The following is a 12,101-nucleotide window of genomic DNA, read 5'->3' on the forward strand; positions in this document are numbered from 1 at the left end:
GCGGACGCGGGCGCGCGGTTTCGTGAACGCCCCCGATCCCGTCCTGGCGCGCACCCTGCGGACCGACCCGGTGCGGCCGCGTTCGGCACCGCACCGGCTGTGGAAGCGCGTGAGCCGGTCGATCGGCGATGTCCTGCCCAAGGGGCTCTATGCCCGGTCGTTGATCATCATCATCGCGCCCGTGGTCCTGCTCCAGTCGGTGATCGCCTACACGTTCATGGAGCGGCACTGGCAGCTCGTGACCAAGCGCCTGTCGGCCGCGGTGACCGCGGACGTGGCGGCGCTGATCGACATCTACGAGAGCTACCCCCAAGACCGGGATGCCGAGACCCTGTCGCGCATCGCCGCGGAGCGGCTGAACCTCGACCTCGACATCCTGAAGGGCGCCAAGCTTCCGACCCAAGGGCCGCGGCCGTTCTTCTCGATCCTGGACGAAGCGCTCTCAGACGAGATCAGCCGCCAGATCCGACGGCCGTTCTGGATCGACACGGTCGGCCGCTCGAACCTGATCGAGATCCGGGTCGCGATCCCCGACGGGGTGATGCGGATCACCGCCCGGCGCAGCCAGGCCTACGCATCGAACTCGCACATCTTCCTGGTCTGGATGATCGGCTCGTCGCTGGTGCTGCTCGGCGTCGCGATCCTGTTTTTGCGCAACCAGATCAAACCGATCCTGCGGCTCGCCGCCGTAGCGGAGGGCTTCGGCAAGGGTCGGGAGATCGAGTTCAGGCCGCGCGGAGCCCGGGAGGTGCGCCAGGCCGGCCACGCCTTCATCGAGATGAAGCGGCGCATCGAGCGGGCCATGGAGCAGCGCACGACGATGCTCAACGGCGTGAGCCACGACCTACGCACCATCCTCACGCGCTTCCGCCTCTCCCTGGCGTTGTTCGAGCAGACCAGTGAGATCGAGGATCTCAGCCGTGACGTCGACGAGATGAGCCGGATGCTGGAGGGCTATCTCGCCTTCGCGCGCGGTGATTCCGCCGAGCCGGCGACGCCCACGGACATGCGCGTGCTGCTGGAAGACCTGCGCAGCGACGTTGAGCGCCTGGGGGCCCATGTCTCGGAGGTCAATCTGGCGGGAGCCCCGGAGGTCACGGTACGGCCGGGGGCGTTCCGGCGCTGCCTGTTCAACCTCGCCGCCAACGCCGCCCGGTACGGCGACACGGTGGCGATCTCCGGCCGGCTGGAGGCCCGCGCCTTCTACGTCTCGATCGACGACGACGGCCCGGGGATCCCGCCCGAGAGCCGCGAGGAGGTGTTCAAGCCGTTCGTGCGCCTCGATGATTCTCGCCAGGATGCGGGCGGATCCGGGCTCGGGCTGGCGATCGCCCGGGATATCGCCCGGGCGCATGGCGGGGATATCGCCCTGCACGAGAGCCCGCTGGGCGGGCTGCGGGCGACCGTTCGGGTTCCGGCCTGACGGCCGTCAGGCGTCGCTCGGCCCCCGCAGGCGCTGGATCTCGGCCTGGGCGTTGCGGATGAGATGGTCGATGCTCGCCGCGTCGAGGGCGGCACGGCCGAGACGGTCGCGCAGGGCGGCTTCGCCGTTCCAGGCATAGCCGGCATCTTTCGGCAGGTGGCGCTGCAGCAGCGAACTGACGACACTTTCGCGCCTGTAGGCAGGATGCCGCAGGAGCCGGCCGATCTGCGCCGTCAGGATGTCGAGCGGCGATAGATTTTGGCTACTGCCTCTCGACGTAACTGCTGTTGGGCGCATACTGGCATCTCCTCCCGGAAAGCCAGTATCCGGTTAAATGCTTGCGCTTCGGTGAGCGGCAGCGCGATCCAGCGAAAAACTGCCGCCGCCGGGGTCCCAACCGTTGCAGCAGGGTGGTATGCAGGTTCGACGCCCACGAGCCGCGGCCCACCGCGCGCCGGATCCGAGTGCCCAATATGAACCCGCTCGTCCCCCTGTTCATCCTGCTCTCCCTGCCGTTGGCCGCCATCGGCCTGGTGCTCTACACGGACACGGGCATCGAGCCGGCCCTGTTCTACGCCTCGGTGAAGACCTTCGTGATCCTGGGCGCGATCGCCGTGGCGATGTCGTTCGGGGCCATGAAGCTCGCCGAGCGCACCAAGCACTAGAACGACCGTCCCGCGGAGAGCGCGATGCTGCACGTCGTCCCGGCCTTCTCGCGCATCGGCGAGGAGAACGCGTTCACGGTGCTGGCCCGCGCCCAGGCGCTCTCAGCCCAAGGGCGGGACGTGATCAATCTCGGCATCGGCCAGCCCGACATGCCGACGCCGGCCCACGTGGTCGAGGCGGGCATCAAGGCCCTGCGCGACGGGCACCACGGCTACACGCCGGCCGTGGGCATCCCGGGTCTTCGCGAGGCCGTGGCGCGCGACATCCACCGCCGTCACGCCGTCGAGGTCTCGCCCGAATCCGTGATGATCGTGCCGGGCGGCAAAATCACCATGTTCATGGCGATCCTGATGTTCGGCGAGCCCGGCGCCGAGATCCTGTACCCGGATCCGGGTTTTCCGATCTATCGCTCGATGATCGAGTTCACCGGGGCGACGCCGGTGCCGGTGCCGATCCGCGAGGCGAACGGCTTCGCCTTCTCGGCCGCCGAGACCTTGGCCCTGATCACGCCGAAGACCCGCCTCTTGATCGTGAACTCGCCCGCCAACCCGACCGGTGGCGTGACGCCCAAGGCGGAGATCGACGCTTTGGTGGCGGGCCTTGCCGACCACCCGGATGTCGCAGTGCTGTCGGACGAGATCTACGGCACGATGACGTATGACGGCGAAGCCCATCACTCGCTGCTGACCTATCCCGAGATTCGCGACCGGCTGATCTACCTCGACGGCGCGTCGAAGACCTACGCGATGACCGGCTGGCGACTCGGCTGGTCGGTATGGCCGAAGCCGCTCTACGACGCGGCCCGGAAGCTCGCGGTCAACGCCCATTCCTGCGTGAACGCCTCGACCCAATGGGCCGGCATCGCGGCGCTCGACGGCCCGCAGGATTGCGTGGCCGAGATGGTGGCCGAGTTCGACCGGCGACGGGCGATCGTGATCGACGGGCTGAACGCGTTGCCGGGCGTCTCGTGCATTGCCCCGAAGGGCGCGTTCTACGCCTTTCCGAATGTCTCCGAGACCGGGTGGAAGGCCAAGTCCCTCGCCGCCACCCTGCTGGAGGAGGCGGGCGTCGCGGTGATCGGCGGCCCGGATTTCGGGATCCACGGCGAAGGCTATATCCGGCTGTCCTACGCAAATTCGGCCGAGAACATCCGCCGGGCGATCGAGCGGATGGGAAAATTTCTGTCGGAGCGGAAACCGGGCTGACCAAGCTTACGAGACGAGCCCGTTCCGGATTTCCCCCTCATCCTGCGGTGGCGTAGCAAAGCGAAGCCCGCGAAAAAGTCCTCCCGCCCGCCGCGCGAGTCCTGGACGGCTCCTTCGCGGCTGCTGCGCATCACCTCAGGATGAGGTGATGATTGGGAGGACGGGCCGGTTGCGACGCCGGCTGTCCGATCAGGATTTCCCCGTCACCCGCTTCTCGATCCAGCCGGCCAGCCAGTCGGCGATGTCGAGGCTGTTCTTGTCCTGCATCAGCATGTGCGAATTGCCGTGGATCCCGATTTCCGGGAGCAGGATTAGCTCGGCCCGGCCGCCGGCCGCGTTCGCAGCCGCCACGAAGCTGCGGCACTGCTTGAGCCGGGGGGCCCAGCGGGGCGAGGCGTCGACGTAGTCGCCGAACAGGACCAGGATCGGCAGGTCCTTGTAGGGGGCCAGATCGTCCTTGGCCGGATCCGGGCAGGCGGCGGGCTCGATCGCCACGATGGCCCGGATCCCGGTGCGGTCGAGAGCAGCGGTCTGGAACGGGTAGATGCCCGATTGCGAGTGCGAGACCAGCACCGCGCCCTTCAGCCGTTTGGCGAGTTCCGACAGGGCCGGCACGGTCGGGTTCGGCACCGGCAGGGCGGCGGACCAGTCGGCGACCATCTGCTTCCAGAACTCGCCCTGGGCTTCCAGGGGGAATTGCATGCTCGGAAACACCTTCGGGTATTCCGGCCCGAACCGGAAGATCGCCCAGGCCGGCTCGCGCCCGGCGGAGAAGACCGGCGGCAGCGAATCGGCCTCGGCCTTGCCCATCTTCACCGCGTCGATCTGGGCCGGGCTGATCGCCGAGCGCCCGCGCCACGCTTGGTCGATGACGTAGGTCGGGAAGCCGCGACGGACGAAGAACTCGTCCCAGCCCATTCGCCCGTCCGGGGTCGTCTCCCAGGTCTTGCCGGTGAGGCAGCAGCCGTGGATCAGAACCACCGGCGGCCGCACGGGCTCGACCGGAATCTGATAGCGCACATAGACCTGATCGACCGTGATCGTCCCGGACGGCGCGTAGGCCGGCAGGGTCGAGAGCGTATCGGACTGGATATCGCGACCGCCGACGAAGAAGCTGCCCTGGCCCGACAGAGTCAGGGGGGCGGGCGGCGGATCGGCGGCGCGGACGGGGGCGACGCTCATGGCGATCAGACTCCCAGCGAGCAGAGCCCCGGTGAGGCCCCGGACGGCCCGTCGCGCATGGGACCGAGCGGGCGATGGCGGCAGCACTGGCATGGAACGTCCCGGCCTTCAGCGGCCGGGACGCGTCGACCCGGATCACCGCACCGCAACGCTAGCACGAAGCTCCGCCGCCGCGGGAGATCCAAAGCCGGGTATGGATATCGGTCAGGCGCCGATGTCTCGCTCGATCGAGGCGGTTGCGTTGCCGGGCACGTCGAGGGCCTCGGCGAGCATCTTCAGGAACTGACGCTCCTGCAGCGTGTCCGGATCGATCGCGAGCCGCGCGGCCGCGTAAATCCGCGCCGCCGCCTCCGGCTCGTTCACCCGTTCGGCGATCTCGTCGATCTCGGCGGGGCTTTCCAGTTCCCGGTCGAGCCAGGCCCGCCCGTCGGGATCGAGGCCGGCCTCGGCCACCGCCGCGTCGAGGCGCTTGCGCTCGGCGGTATCGATCATGCCGTCCGCGATGGTGGCGGCCACCATGGCCCGCAGCATCAGCCGGGCCTCGTCCTCGTCGACCTTCGAGAAGTCCGGGCCGTCCTGGGACGGTGGTGCCGAACCGCGAAGCGCCTTGTAGGCGATCCCGCCGATCAGCGCGAGGCCGCCAAGAGCCGCGCTCGCGGCGACCCCGCCGCGCCGCGCGCGCACCAGCGCATCAACGATCTGCCTGCTATCAGCCATGTCCGTCCTCCCGGGGTGTTGCGTTCCGAATCGGATCGGAAACCCCCGGGAGGCGGCCAAGTTCAGCGGCAGATGTCAGGCGTCGGCTTCGTCGTCCTCGTCCGCCTCGTCGATGTCGACGAGGAAGACGATGTCCGCCTCGTCCTCGTCTTCCTCCTCGGCGGTGTCGCCGCCGGCATGGTGCTTGTCGTCGGTGAACTCGCCCTCGCCGTCATCCTCGGCGAGCGCATCCTCGAAGATCTCGATCTCGTCCTCGTTGGCGGCCCGGATCGTGAGCGGCGAGGTGCCGTTCCAGAGCGGCTTGCCGTCGCTCGTCATCGTCCGGATGTCTTCCTTGAAACCCTCGCAGGTGAAGAGGTCCTTGGCGGACGCCTCGTCGCTGTTGATCACCGCCACGGCGGTGCCCTCGATCTCGAGCGTGAACATGGCCGGCATCCTTCTCGTAACCGTCCTTGGCGCGCCCGGTCAGCGGGATCGCGCGCGGGTGCGACGCACCGCCCCGGGGAGAAATGCCTAAGCTTACCCCGGCGGTCATGAGCGCCGCGCGCGGATGCTGTAGGGGTGAACCGGACGCCCGCCAAGCCCGTCTCAGTCAGTCCGCCGCGAATGCGTGGCGCGAATCCTGCCCGGCCGATGGCCGTAACGAAACCAACCGGAAAGAAGGATCACCGCGGATGCGGATCAGGCTCGGCTGCGAGATGCGCTACGCCTTCCCCTATCCGGTCCCGATGGTGGTGATGCTGAACGTGCATCCCACCCGGGCGGACGCCCTCGAGGCGCCCGACACGCTCCGCACCGAGCCGCCGGTGCCGGTCGATCTCTATCGCGACGGCTTCGGCAACCTGTGCGGCCGGTTGACCGCCCCGGCGGGGAACTTCACCCTCGGGACCGACGCGGTGATCGGCGACGACGGAAGCCCGGACCCGGCCCATCCCGAGGCCGAGCAGCACGCGATCGAGGCGCTGCCGCCCGAGACGATCGTGTTCCTGCTGCCCAGCCGCTACTGCGAATCCGACTTGCTGGCCGACGAGGCATGGCGGCTGTTCGGACATCTCGAGCCGGGCTGGGGCCGGGTGCAGGCAGTTTGCGACTTCGTGCACGACCACATCGCATTCGGGTACGAGTTCGCCCATGGCGACCGCACGGCGCAGGATGCCTATGCCGGCGGCCGGGGCGTCTGCCGCGACTTCACCCACCTCGCCGTGGCCTTCTGCCGCGCCCTTAACGTGCCGACCCGCTACTGCACGGGCTACATCAGCTTCATCGGGGAGCCCGAGCCGCACCCGGCCGGCGACTTCGCGGCCTGGATGGAGGTGTTTCTCGGCGGGCGCTGGCACGTGTTCGACCCGCGCAACAACAGCCCGCGGATCGGCCGGGTGATGGTCGCCTACGGCCGCGACGCCGCGGACGTGCCGCTGACCCACACGTTCGGCCCCAATCCCCTCGTCGGCTTCCGGGTCTGGGCCGAACGGATCGACCATCTCGACGCGTCCGGCGACGCACCGATCCTACCCGAAGAGCCGCTGCCGCCGCAGAGCATGGCGACCCGGATGGGGTGAGTGCCGGGCTGGCTCTCTCAGACCCCCGCCCCGCGGGCGATGGCGCGCTTGACCACCGCCTGCACCTCGGGGTTCGACAGGAACAGGTCGTGGTTGATCAGGCCGCCGCCGTAATCGGAGGCGTCGGCGACGCGCACGCCGAGCGCCTCAAGCTTGGCGCGGTCGGCGGCGCCGGCCCGGACGCCGCCCGCGATCGCCGCGGACAGTTCGAGCGCCCGGTCGTTGGTCGATGAGATCACGGTGATCTTCGACACGTCGGGGCCGAGCCGGGCGACGCCGTTCGAGAACAGGTCGAAATCGATGTCGGGGGCGGCCAGCACCACCGCGCCGATCCGCGCCATGGCGGCCTCGCCGGCTTCGGCCCGCAGCATCCGGATGGTCTCGAGGGTCAGCAGCGTGCCCATCGAATGGGCGACGATGTTGATCCGCCCGGCGCTCGATGTCGACGTGACGGCCTTCAGCAGGTCCTCGAAGGCATCGCGCGACCAGAGCGCGCTCTCGCGATCGTAGTTGTAGTCGAAGGTCGCGGCGGCGGACGGCCAGGTGAACAGGCCCGAGACGCCCCGGAACCGGATGCCGTCCGACAGGCGCGCCGCGCTCACGGCGGCGGATTCGAACGATTCCCGATACCCGTGGACGTAGATCAGCACGTCGCGGCCGAGCGCCGCCTGCGCGAAGGCCTCGGCGGCACCTGGGCCGCTCTCGGTCTTGGGTACGGCCCCGATGGTCCAGTCGCCGGTGATGACTGCCGACACCTTGCCGAGCAGCGAGCGGTCGGGGGGCGACAGGCGCACCTCCGCGAAGCTCAGGCCGCGCCCGCGCTCGGAATTGAAGTACGGCGGCCGGGGCGGGTTGCCCACCGGCTTGCGCGTCGTGGCCACCAGCAGCACCGGCATGACGTCCAGCGCCGACTGCTTTTCGGGCAGCGCCGCAGAGGTGCCGAGGTCATCGGTGACGCAGGCGCCAAGGCTCGGAGCGAGCCCCGCCGCCCCCGCGAGGGCGCCGATCCGGAGGAGTGCGCGGCGTGAGACGGTCTGGCTCGACATGATCCGGGTGCGTTCGGGCGGGGCGCCATCCGTCGCGCAGGATCGTGACCGTGGCGGGGCACGATCGCCCACCGGCCCTGTGGAGTACGGGTATTCAGCCCCCCGTGGTGCCGCGGACACAGGGTTGGGGGTCGACCCTGCGGGCTTGATCGCGCGCGCGTTGAGACGGCTCAGACCCCGCGGCCGCGGCCCGGCGACGATACCCCCTCGACGGCAGCGCCAACCGCCGCCATGAAGGATCCATGACGCCGACCATCGACATCGAGAGCCTGCGCGCGCGACTGCTGGGCGGCGACCGTGCCGCCCTGGCCCGGGCGATCACCCTGGCGGAGTCGAAACGCGCCGACCATCGGGCGCTCGCCGCCGCCTTGATCGACTTGGTTCTGCCGGAGACCGGCAAGGCGATCCGGGTCGGCATCACGGGCGTGCCGGGGGTCGGCAAGTCCACGACCATCGATGCCCTCGGATCGAACCTGACGGAGGCCGGCCACAAGGTCGCGGTGTTGGCAGTCGACCCGTCCTCATCGCGCACCGGCGGTTCGATCCTCGGCGACAAGACCCGGATGGCGCGGCTCGCCCACGATCCCAAGGCGTTCATCCGCCCCTCCCCGTCCTCCGGAACGCTGGGCGGCGTCGCGGCCAAGACCCGCGAGACCATGCTGCTCTGCGAGGCGGCCGGCTTCGACGTGATCCTGGTGGAGACGGTGGGCGTCGGCCAGTCGGAGACGGCGGTCGCCGACCTCACCGACTTCTTCCTCGTGCTGATGCTGCCCGGGGCCGGCGACGAGCTTCAGGGCATCAAGAAGGGCATCCTGGAACTCGCCGACATGATCGCGGTCAACAAGGCCGATTCCGGCGAGGCCGAGCAGCGGGCCAACGCGGCGGCCTCGGAATACCGCGCCGCCCTGCACATCCTCACCCCCGCATCGTCAACCTGGACGCCGCCTGTGGTCACGATCTCGGGCTTCCACAACCTGCGCCTCGACGCGCTCTGGGCGCGGATCGTCGATCACCGGGAAAAGCTCACCGCCACCGGGGAGATCCAAGCCAAGCGCCGGACGCAGGACGTGAAATGGATGTGGGCGCTCGTTCACGAGCGGTTGCACCAGCGCCTCGTCGGCTCGCCCGAGGTCAGGCGCAGCACCGCCGAGGCCGAGGCCGGCGTCGCCCGCGGCGAGACCTCGCCCGCCGCTGGAGCCGCGGCCATCGCCGAGTTGATCGGCCTCTGAGGCTCCGCGGCCCGTTCCGGCGCCGGCTTGTTTACCCTGATCGACGCCGCGCGGCCCAAGGCACAGAAAATCGCCGGGTCACGGTACGCAAACCCGGTCTCGCGCGTTCGCTGCACGACGAGGAATTCTGCGGCACCTCCTCCCGTACCGGTGCCGCGGTCACGTCGAGGAGAGTGTCATGGTGGATACGGATCGGATCGTTGGCGGCGCCAAGGAAGCCCTGGGTAAGGCCCAGGGTGCGGCGGGCGACTTCGTGGGCTCGAACCGGGATTCGGTGGAAGGCCGGGTTCGCGATGTCCAGGGTCAGGCTGAGAACGCTTACGGGCAGGTCAAGGACAAGGCCCGGGACCTCGCCGACAAGGCGACTGATTATGCCGGAGACGCCTACGGCCGGGCCGGGGATGTCGCGGGCGACGCCTACGAGCGGGGCGGTGCCTACCTGCGCGACGGCCGCGCCGCCGTCGGCGCCCGCGTCGAGGAAAACCCGCTGGTCGCGCTGCTGATCGCCGGCGCGGTCGGCTACGGGATCGCCCTGCTGTTCCACGGGCGCCGCTGATCGGAGGCGGCCTCGCCGACGTTCCGGCGAGGCCGCCACTCTACGACGCTACTGGGCGGTCCAGCCGCCATCCATGCTGATATTGGCCCCGGTGATCTGGCTCGCCGCATCGGAGCACAGGAACACCGCGAGCGCCGCCACCTGATCGACGGTTACGAACTCCTTCGTCGGCTGCGCCTTCAGCATTACGTCCTCGATCACCTGCTCCTTGGTCAGGCCGCGCGCCTTCATGGTGTCGGGGATCTGTGCCTCGACCAGCGGCGTCCAGACGTAGCCCGGCGAGATGCAGTTCACCGTGATCTTGTGCGGCGCGAGCTCGAGGGCTGCGGCCTTGCTGAGCCCGCTGATCCCATGCTTGGCCGCCACGTAGGCGGACTTGAACGGCGAAGCCACCAGCGAGTGCGCCGAGGCAGTGTTGATGATCCGCCCCCAGCCCCGGGCCTTCATGCCGGGGATCGCGGCATGCATCGCGTGAAACGCCGAGGACAGGTTGATCGCGATGATCTGCTCCCACTTCTCCGGTGGGAAGTCCTCGATCGGCGAGACGAACTGGATGCCGGCATTGTTGACCAGCACGTCGATGGCGCCGAATGCCGCCTCGGCCTCCCGCACCATCTCGCCGATCGCATCGGGCTTGCTCATGTCGGCGGCTGAATACTGAACCTTCACCCCGTGCTCGCGCTCGATCCCGGCCCGGGTCTCCTCGATGGCCTGCGCATCCCCGAAGCCGTTGAGCACGACGTTGGCTCCCTCGGCCGCGAGGCCGCGCGCGATGGCAAGGCCGATGCCGCTGGTGGATCCGGTGACGAGGGCGGTCTTGGACGTGAGGGCCATGGAACCTCCTGGGTCGCGGTGGCGGGATGTCGTGACGACGTACCTGCCTCAAGGCCGGCGCGAAATCGAGCCTCCCGGCGCATCCGCCGGAGACGGTATCGCTTCGGCCGCGCCGTCACTCGAATCCGGGGTCACATTCTGCGCCGGGAACGCAAGCTCGATCCGCAGCCCAGGCGCGTTGTCGGACAGCCGCAGCGTCCCGCGATGCAGGCGCACCACGGCGTTCACCAGGCTGAGCCCCAGCCCGAAGCCCGGCCGCGAACGCGCATCCTCCAGCCGGACGAACCGGCCCAATACGCGCTCGCGTTCGGCCTCCGGGATACCCGGTCCGTGATCCGACACGGTGAGGCGGACGGCATCACCGGAGCGCGCGGCCTCGACCGCCACCCGGGTCTCCGATCCATCCGCCCCGTACTTGAGGGCGTTGTCGATCAGGTTGGCCAGCGCCTGCCCGATCAGCTCACGGTTGCCCGCGATGATCAGGCCATCCTCCGCGCGCACGTCGAGGTCCAACCCCTGATCCTCGGCCAGCGCCTCATAGAGTTCCCCGACCTCCCGGACGGCGGCGCCGAGATCGACCGGCGCCAGGATCTCTCGAGCGCTTCCGGCTTCCAGGCGCGCGATCATCAGCAGCGCGTTGAACACCCGGATCAGCCCGTCGCTCTCCTCGGTCACCGCTTCGAGGGCGTTGCGCAGCTCGTCCGGCGAGGCGGCTTTGCGCAGGGCCTCGTCGGCCCGGTTGCGCAGGCGTGTCAGCGGCGTCTTCAAGTCGTGGGCGATGTTGTCGGAGACCTCGCGCATCCCGCGCATCAGTTCGCCGATCCGCTCCAGCATCAGGTTGAGGCTCGCAGCGAGGCGGTCAAGCTCGTCGCCGTTGCCCGCGACGTAGAGTCGTCCGTCGAGGTCGCCGGCCATGATCGCGCGGGTTGTCTGCGTCATGGCGTCGACCCGGCGCAGGACCCGGCTCGCCGCCAGCCAGCCACCGATCACGCCCAGGATCACCACGGCGGCGAGGGAGGTGCCGAACGCCCGGCCGATCACCGCACGCAACCGGTCGCGCTCCTCGGTGTCGCGTCCGACGAGCAGCCGGAATCCGCCCGGAAGGGTGAACACCCGCACGATCGCCCGATGGGGATCGACGTCCGAATCGCCCCGCCCGTATCGGGTCTCACTCTGGCCAGGGCTCGCCAGCACCGCCGCCGGGACGTAGCCGACATTGCCGACGACGTGCTCGCCGCTCGCCGTGGTCACCAGATAGAGGGACGCGCCTGGCTCGCGGGACCGGCGCTCGACGACGGTGATCAGCCGCCGGAGCCCCCCGGCATTGTACTGCTCGGACAAGCCGTTGATCTCGGCATCGATGGTCGAGACGATCTGGTCGTCCAACACCGTCCGGGCGTTCCAGGCGACGTAGCCGAGAGCCAGGAAGGCGCAGAGGGCGAAGATTGCCAGATAGGCGAGCGAGAGCTTGAACGCGGTGGTGCGGAACAGCTTCTGGAACCGGGCCCCGAAGGTCTCGCGGGGCATCGGCTCGATCGGGAGGCCCATGCTCACCCGGCCGCGCCCTCGTCGAAGCGCAGGACGTAGCCGGCACCTCGGACCGTGTGAATGATCGGCGAGGCAAAACCCTTGTCGAGCTTGCCGCGCAGGCGCGAGACGTGGACGTCGATGACGTTGGTTTGCG

At 69.3% G+C, this 12,101-nt stretch carries 14 protein-coding genes (1 of these 14 cut by a window edge); 6 read left to right on the forward strand and 8 right to left on the reverse strand.

Going from position 1 to position 12,101, the window contains the following annotated elements; genetic code table 11:
* Positions 1–70 precede the first annotated feature (70 nt).
* On the forward strand, positions 71–1,423 hold the full coding sequence (locus FVA80_RS18740; protein ID WP_246692435.1) for an ATP-binding protein: 1,353 nt from the start codon (positions 71–73) through the stop codon (positions 1,421–1,423).
* A 6-nt stretch (positions 1,424–1,429) separates the two neighbouring features.
* Here the strand turns inward: FVA80_RS18740 and FVA80_RS18745 are convergent, their stop codons facing one another.
* Entirely contained in the window at positions 1,430–1,720 is a 291-nt protein-coding gene (locus FVA80_RS18745; RefSeq protein WP_147910419.1) for a hypothetical protein, read from the reverse strand.
* Positions 1,721–1,896: 176 nt separating this feature from the next.
* On the opposite strand from FVA80_RS18745, the gene FVA80_RS18750 reads away from it, so the two are divergent.
* Positions 1,897–2,088 (forward strand): hypothetical protein, encoded by a 192-nt coding sequence (locus tag FVA80_RS18750; protein ID WP_147910420.1) that lies wholly within the window; start codon positions 1,897–1,899, stop codon positions 2,086–2,088.
* A gap of 24 nt (positions 2,089–2,112) precedes the next feature.
* Positions 2,113–3,294: a pyridoxal phosphate-dependent aminotransferase gene (locus FVA80_RS18755; protein ID WP_147910421.1), complete on the forward strand. Its 1,182-nt coding sequence runs from the start codon at positions 2,113–2,115 to the stop codon at positions 3,292–3,294.
* 189 nt (positions 3,295–3,483) lie between these two features.
* On the opposite strand, the gene FVA80_RS18760 is transcribed toward FVA80_RS18755, so the two are convergent.
* The 3 genes from FVA80_RS18760 to FVA80_RS18770 form a co-directional block, all read right to left on the reverse strand.
* Positions 3,484–4,476 (reverse strand): esterase, encoded by a 993-nt coding sequence (locus FVA80_RS18760; protein ID WP_147910422.1) that lies wholly within the window; start codon positions 4,474–4,476, stop codon positions 3,484–3,486.
* A gap of 204 nt (positions 4,477–4,680) precedes the next feature.
* On the reverse strand, positions 4,681–5,193 hold the full coding sequence (locus FVA80_RS18765) for a DUF533 domain-containing protein (protein ID WP_147910423.1): 513 nt from the start codon (positions 5,191–5,193) through the stop codon (positions 4,681–4,683).
* Positions 5,194–5,268: 75 nt separating this feature from the next.
* Positions 5,269–5,619 carry a hypothetical protein gene (locus tag FVA80_RS18770; protein ID WP_147910424.1) on the reverse strand — a complete coding sequence of 117 codons (351 nt, stop codon included), beginning with the start codon at positions 5,617–5,619 and terminating at the stop codon, positions 5,269–5,271.
* Positions 5,620–5,867: 248 nt separating this feature from the next.
* Between FVA80_RS18770 and FVA80_RS18775 the strand changes: the two genes are divergently transcribed.
* Positions 5,868–6,752 (forward strand): transglutaminase family protein, encoded by an 885-nt coding sequence (locus FVA80_RS18775; protein WP_147910425.1) that lies wholly within the window; start codon positions 5,868–5,870, stop codon positions 6,750–6,752.
* A 17-nt stretch (positions 6,753–6,769) separates the two neighbouring features.
* Here FVA80_RS18775 and FVA80_RS18780 read toward each other — a convergent pair whose 3' ends face one another.
* Positions 6,770–7,798: an alpha/beta hydrolase gene (locus tag FVA80_RS18780; RefSeq protein ID WP_147910426.1), complete on the reverse strand. Its 1,029-nt coding sequence runs from the start codon at positions 7,796–7,798 to the stop codon at positions 6,770–6,772.
* A 242-nt stretch (positions 7,799–8,040) separates the two neighbouring features.
* Here FVA80_RS18780 and meaB point away from each other — a divergent pair, with 242 nt between their 5' ends.
* Both meaB and FVA80_RS18790 read left to right on the forward strand, forming a co-directional pair.
* Positions 8,041–9,027, forward strand: coding sequence for a methylmalonyl Co-A mutase-associated GTPase MeaB (gene meaB / locus FVA80_RS18785; RefSeq protein ID WP_147910427.1), 987 nt, complete (start codon positions 8,041–8,043; stop codon positions 9,025–9,027).
* Positions 9,028–9,205: 178 nt separating this feature from the next.
* On the forward strand, positions 9,206–9,583 hold the full coding sequence (locus FVA80_RS18790; protein ID WP_147910428.1) for a CsbD family protein: 378 nt from the start codon (positions 9,206–9,208) through the stop codon (positions 9,581–9,583).
* Between the two features lie 48 nt (positions 9,584–9,631).
* On the opposite strand, the gene FVA80_RS18795 is transcribed toward FVA80_RS18790, so the two are convergent.
* The 3 genes in view from FVA80_RS18795 to FVA80_RS18805 are tightly spaced (at most 48 nt apart) and all read right to left on the reverse strand, a layout consistent with a single transcriptional unit that may run on beyond the window.
* On the reverse strand, positions 9,632–10,417 hold the full coding sequence (locus FVA80_RS18795; protein ID WP_147910429.1) for a 3-hydroxybutyrate dehydrogenase: 786 nt from the start codon (positions 10,415–10,417) through the stop codon (positions 9,632–9,634).
* A 48-nt stretch (positions 10,418–10,465) separates the two neighbouring features.
* Positions 10,466–11,965: an ATP-binding protein gene (locus FVA80_RS18800; RefSeq protein ID WP_187193731.1), complete on the reverse strand. Its 1,500-nt coding sequence runs from the start codon at positions 11,963–11,965 to the stop codon at positions 10,466–10,468.
* A 2-nt stretch (positions 11,966–11,967) separates the two neighbouring features.
* A protein-coding gene (locus FVA80_RS18805) for a response regulator transcription factor (protein WP_147910430.1) crosses the window boundary here: on the reverse strand, positions 11,968–12,101 show its 3' end. The gene runs 562 nt beyond the window's last position; the window shows 134 of its 696 coding nt (coding positions 563–696); its start codon lies beyond the right edge, outside the window — the gene reads right to left on this strand; it ends in the stop codon at positions 11,968–11,970.

Origin of the sequence: Methylobacterium sp. WL1 (assembly GCF_008000895.1) — a bacterium.
Classification (GTDB): Bacteria; Pseudomonadota; Alphaproteobacteria; order Rhizobiales; family Beijerinckiaceae; genus Methylobacterium.

Excerpts from the sequence above, each read along its gene's own strand:
- FVA80_RS18745 (WP_147910419.1), bottom strand. The coding sequence starts at position 1,720 with ATGCGCCCAACAGCAGTTACGTCGAGAGGCAGTAGCCAAAATCTATCG.
- FVA80_RS18760 (WP_147910422.1), bottom strand. The coding sequence starts at position 4,476 with ATGAGCGTCGCCCCCGTCCGCGCCGCCGATCCGCCGCCCGCCCCCCTG.
- FVA80_RS18800 (WP_187193731.1), bottom strand. The coding sequence starts at position 11,965 with ATGGGCCTCCCGATCGAGCCGATGCCCCGCGAGACCTTCGGGGCCCGG.
- FVA80_RS18775 (WP_147910425.1), top strand. The coding sequence starts at position 5,868 with ATGCGGATCAGGCTCGGCTGCGAGATGCGCTACGCCTTCCCCTATCCG.
- FVA80_RS18765 (WP_147910423.1), bottom strand. The coding sequence starts at position 5,193 with ATGGCTGATAGCAGGCAGATCGTTGATGCGCTGGTGCGCGCGCGGCGC.
- meaB (WP_147910427.1), top strand. The coding sequence starts at position 8,041 with ATGACGCCGACCATCGACATCGAGAGCCTGCGCGCGCGACTGCTGGGC.
- FVA80_RS18795 (WP_147910429.1), bottom strand. The coding sequence starts at position 10,417 with ATGGCCCTCACGTCCAAGACCGCCCTCGTCACCGGATCCACCAGCGGC.
- FVA80_RS18755 (WP_147910421.1), top strand. The coding sequence starts at position 2,113 with ATGCTGCACGTCGTCCCGGCCTTCTCGCGCATCGGCGAGGAGAACGCG.
- FVA80_RS18770 (WP_147910424.1), bottom strand. The coding sequence starts at position 5,619 with ATGTTCACGCTCGAGATCGAGGGCACCGCCGTGGCGGTGATCAACAGC.
- FVA80_RS18790 (WP_147910428.1), top strand. The coding sequence starts at position 9,206 with ATGGTGGATACGGATCGGATCGTTGGCGGCGCCAAGGAAGCCCTGGGT.
- FVA80_RS18750 (WP_147910420.1), top strand. The coding sequence starts at position 1,897 with ATGAACCCGCTCGTCCCCCTGTTCATCCTGCTCTCCCTGCCGTTGGCC.
- FVA80_RS18780 (WP_147910426.1), bottom strand. The coding sequence starts at position 7,798 with ATGTCGAGCCAGACCGTCTCACGCCGCGCACTCCTCCGGATCGGCGCC.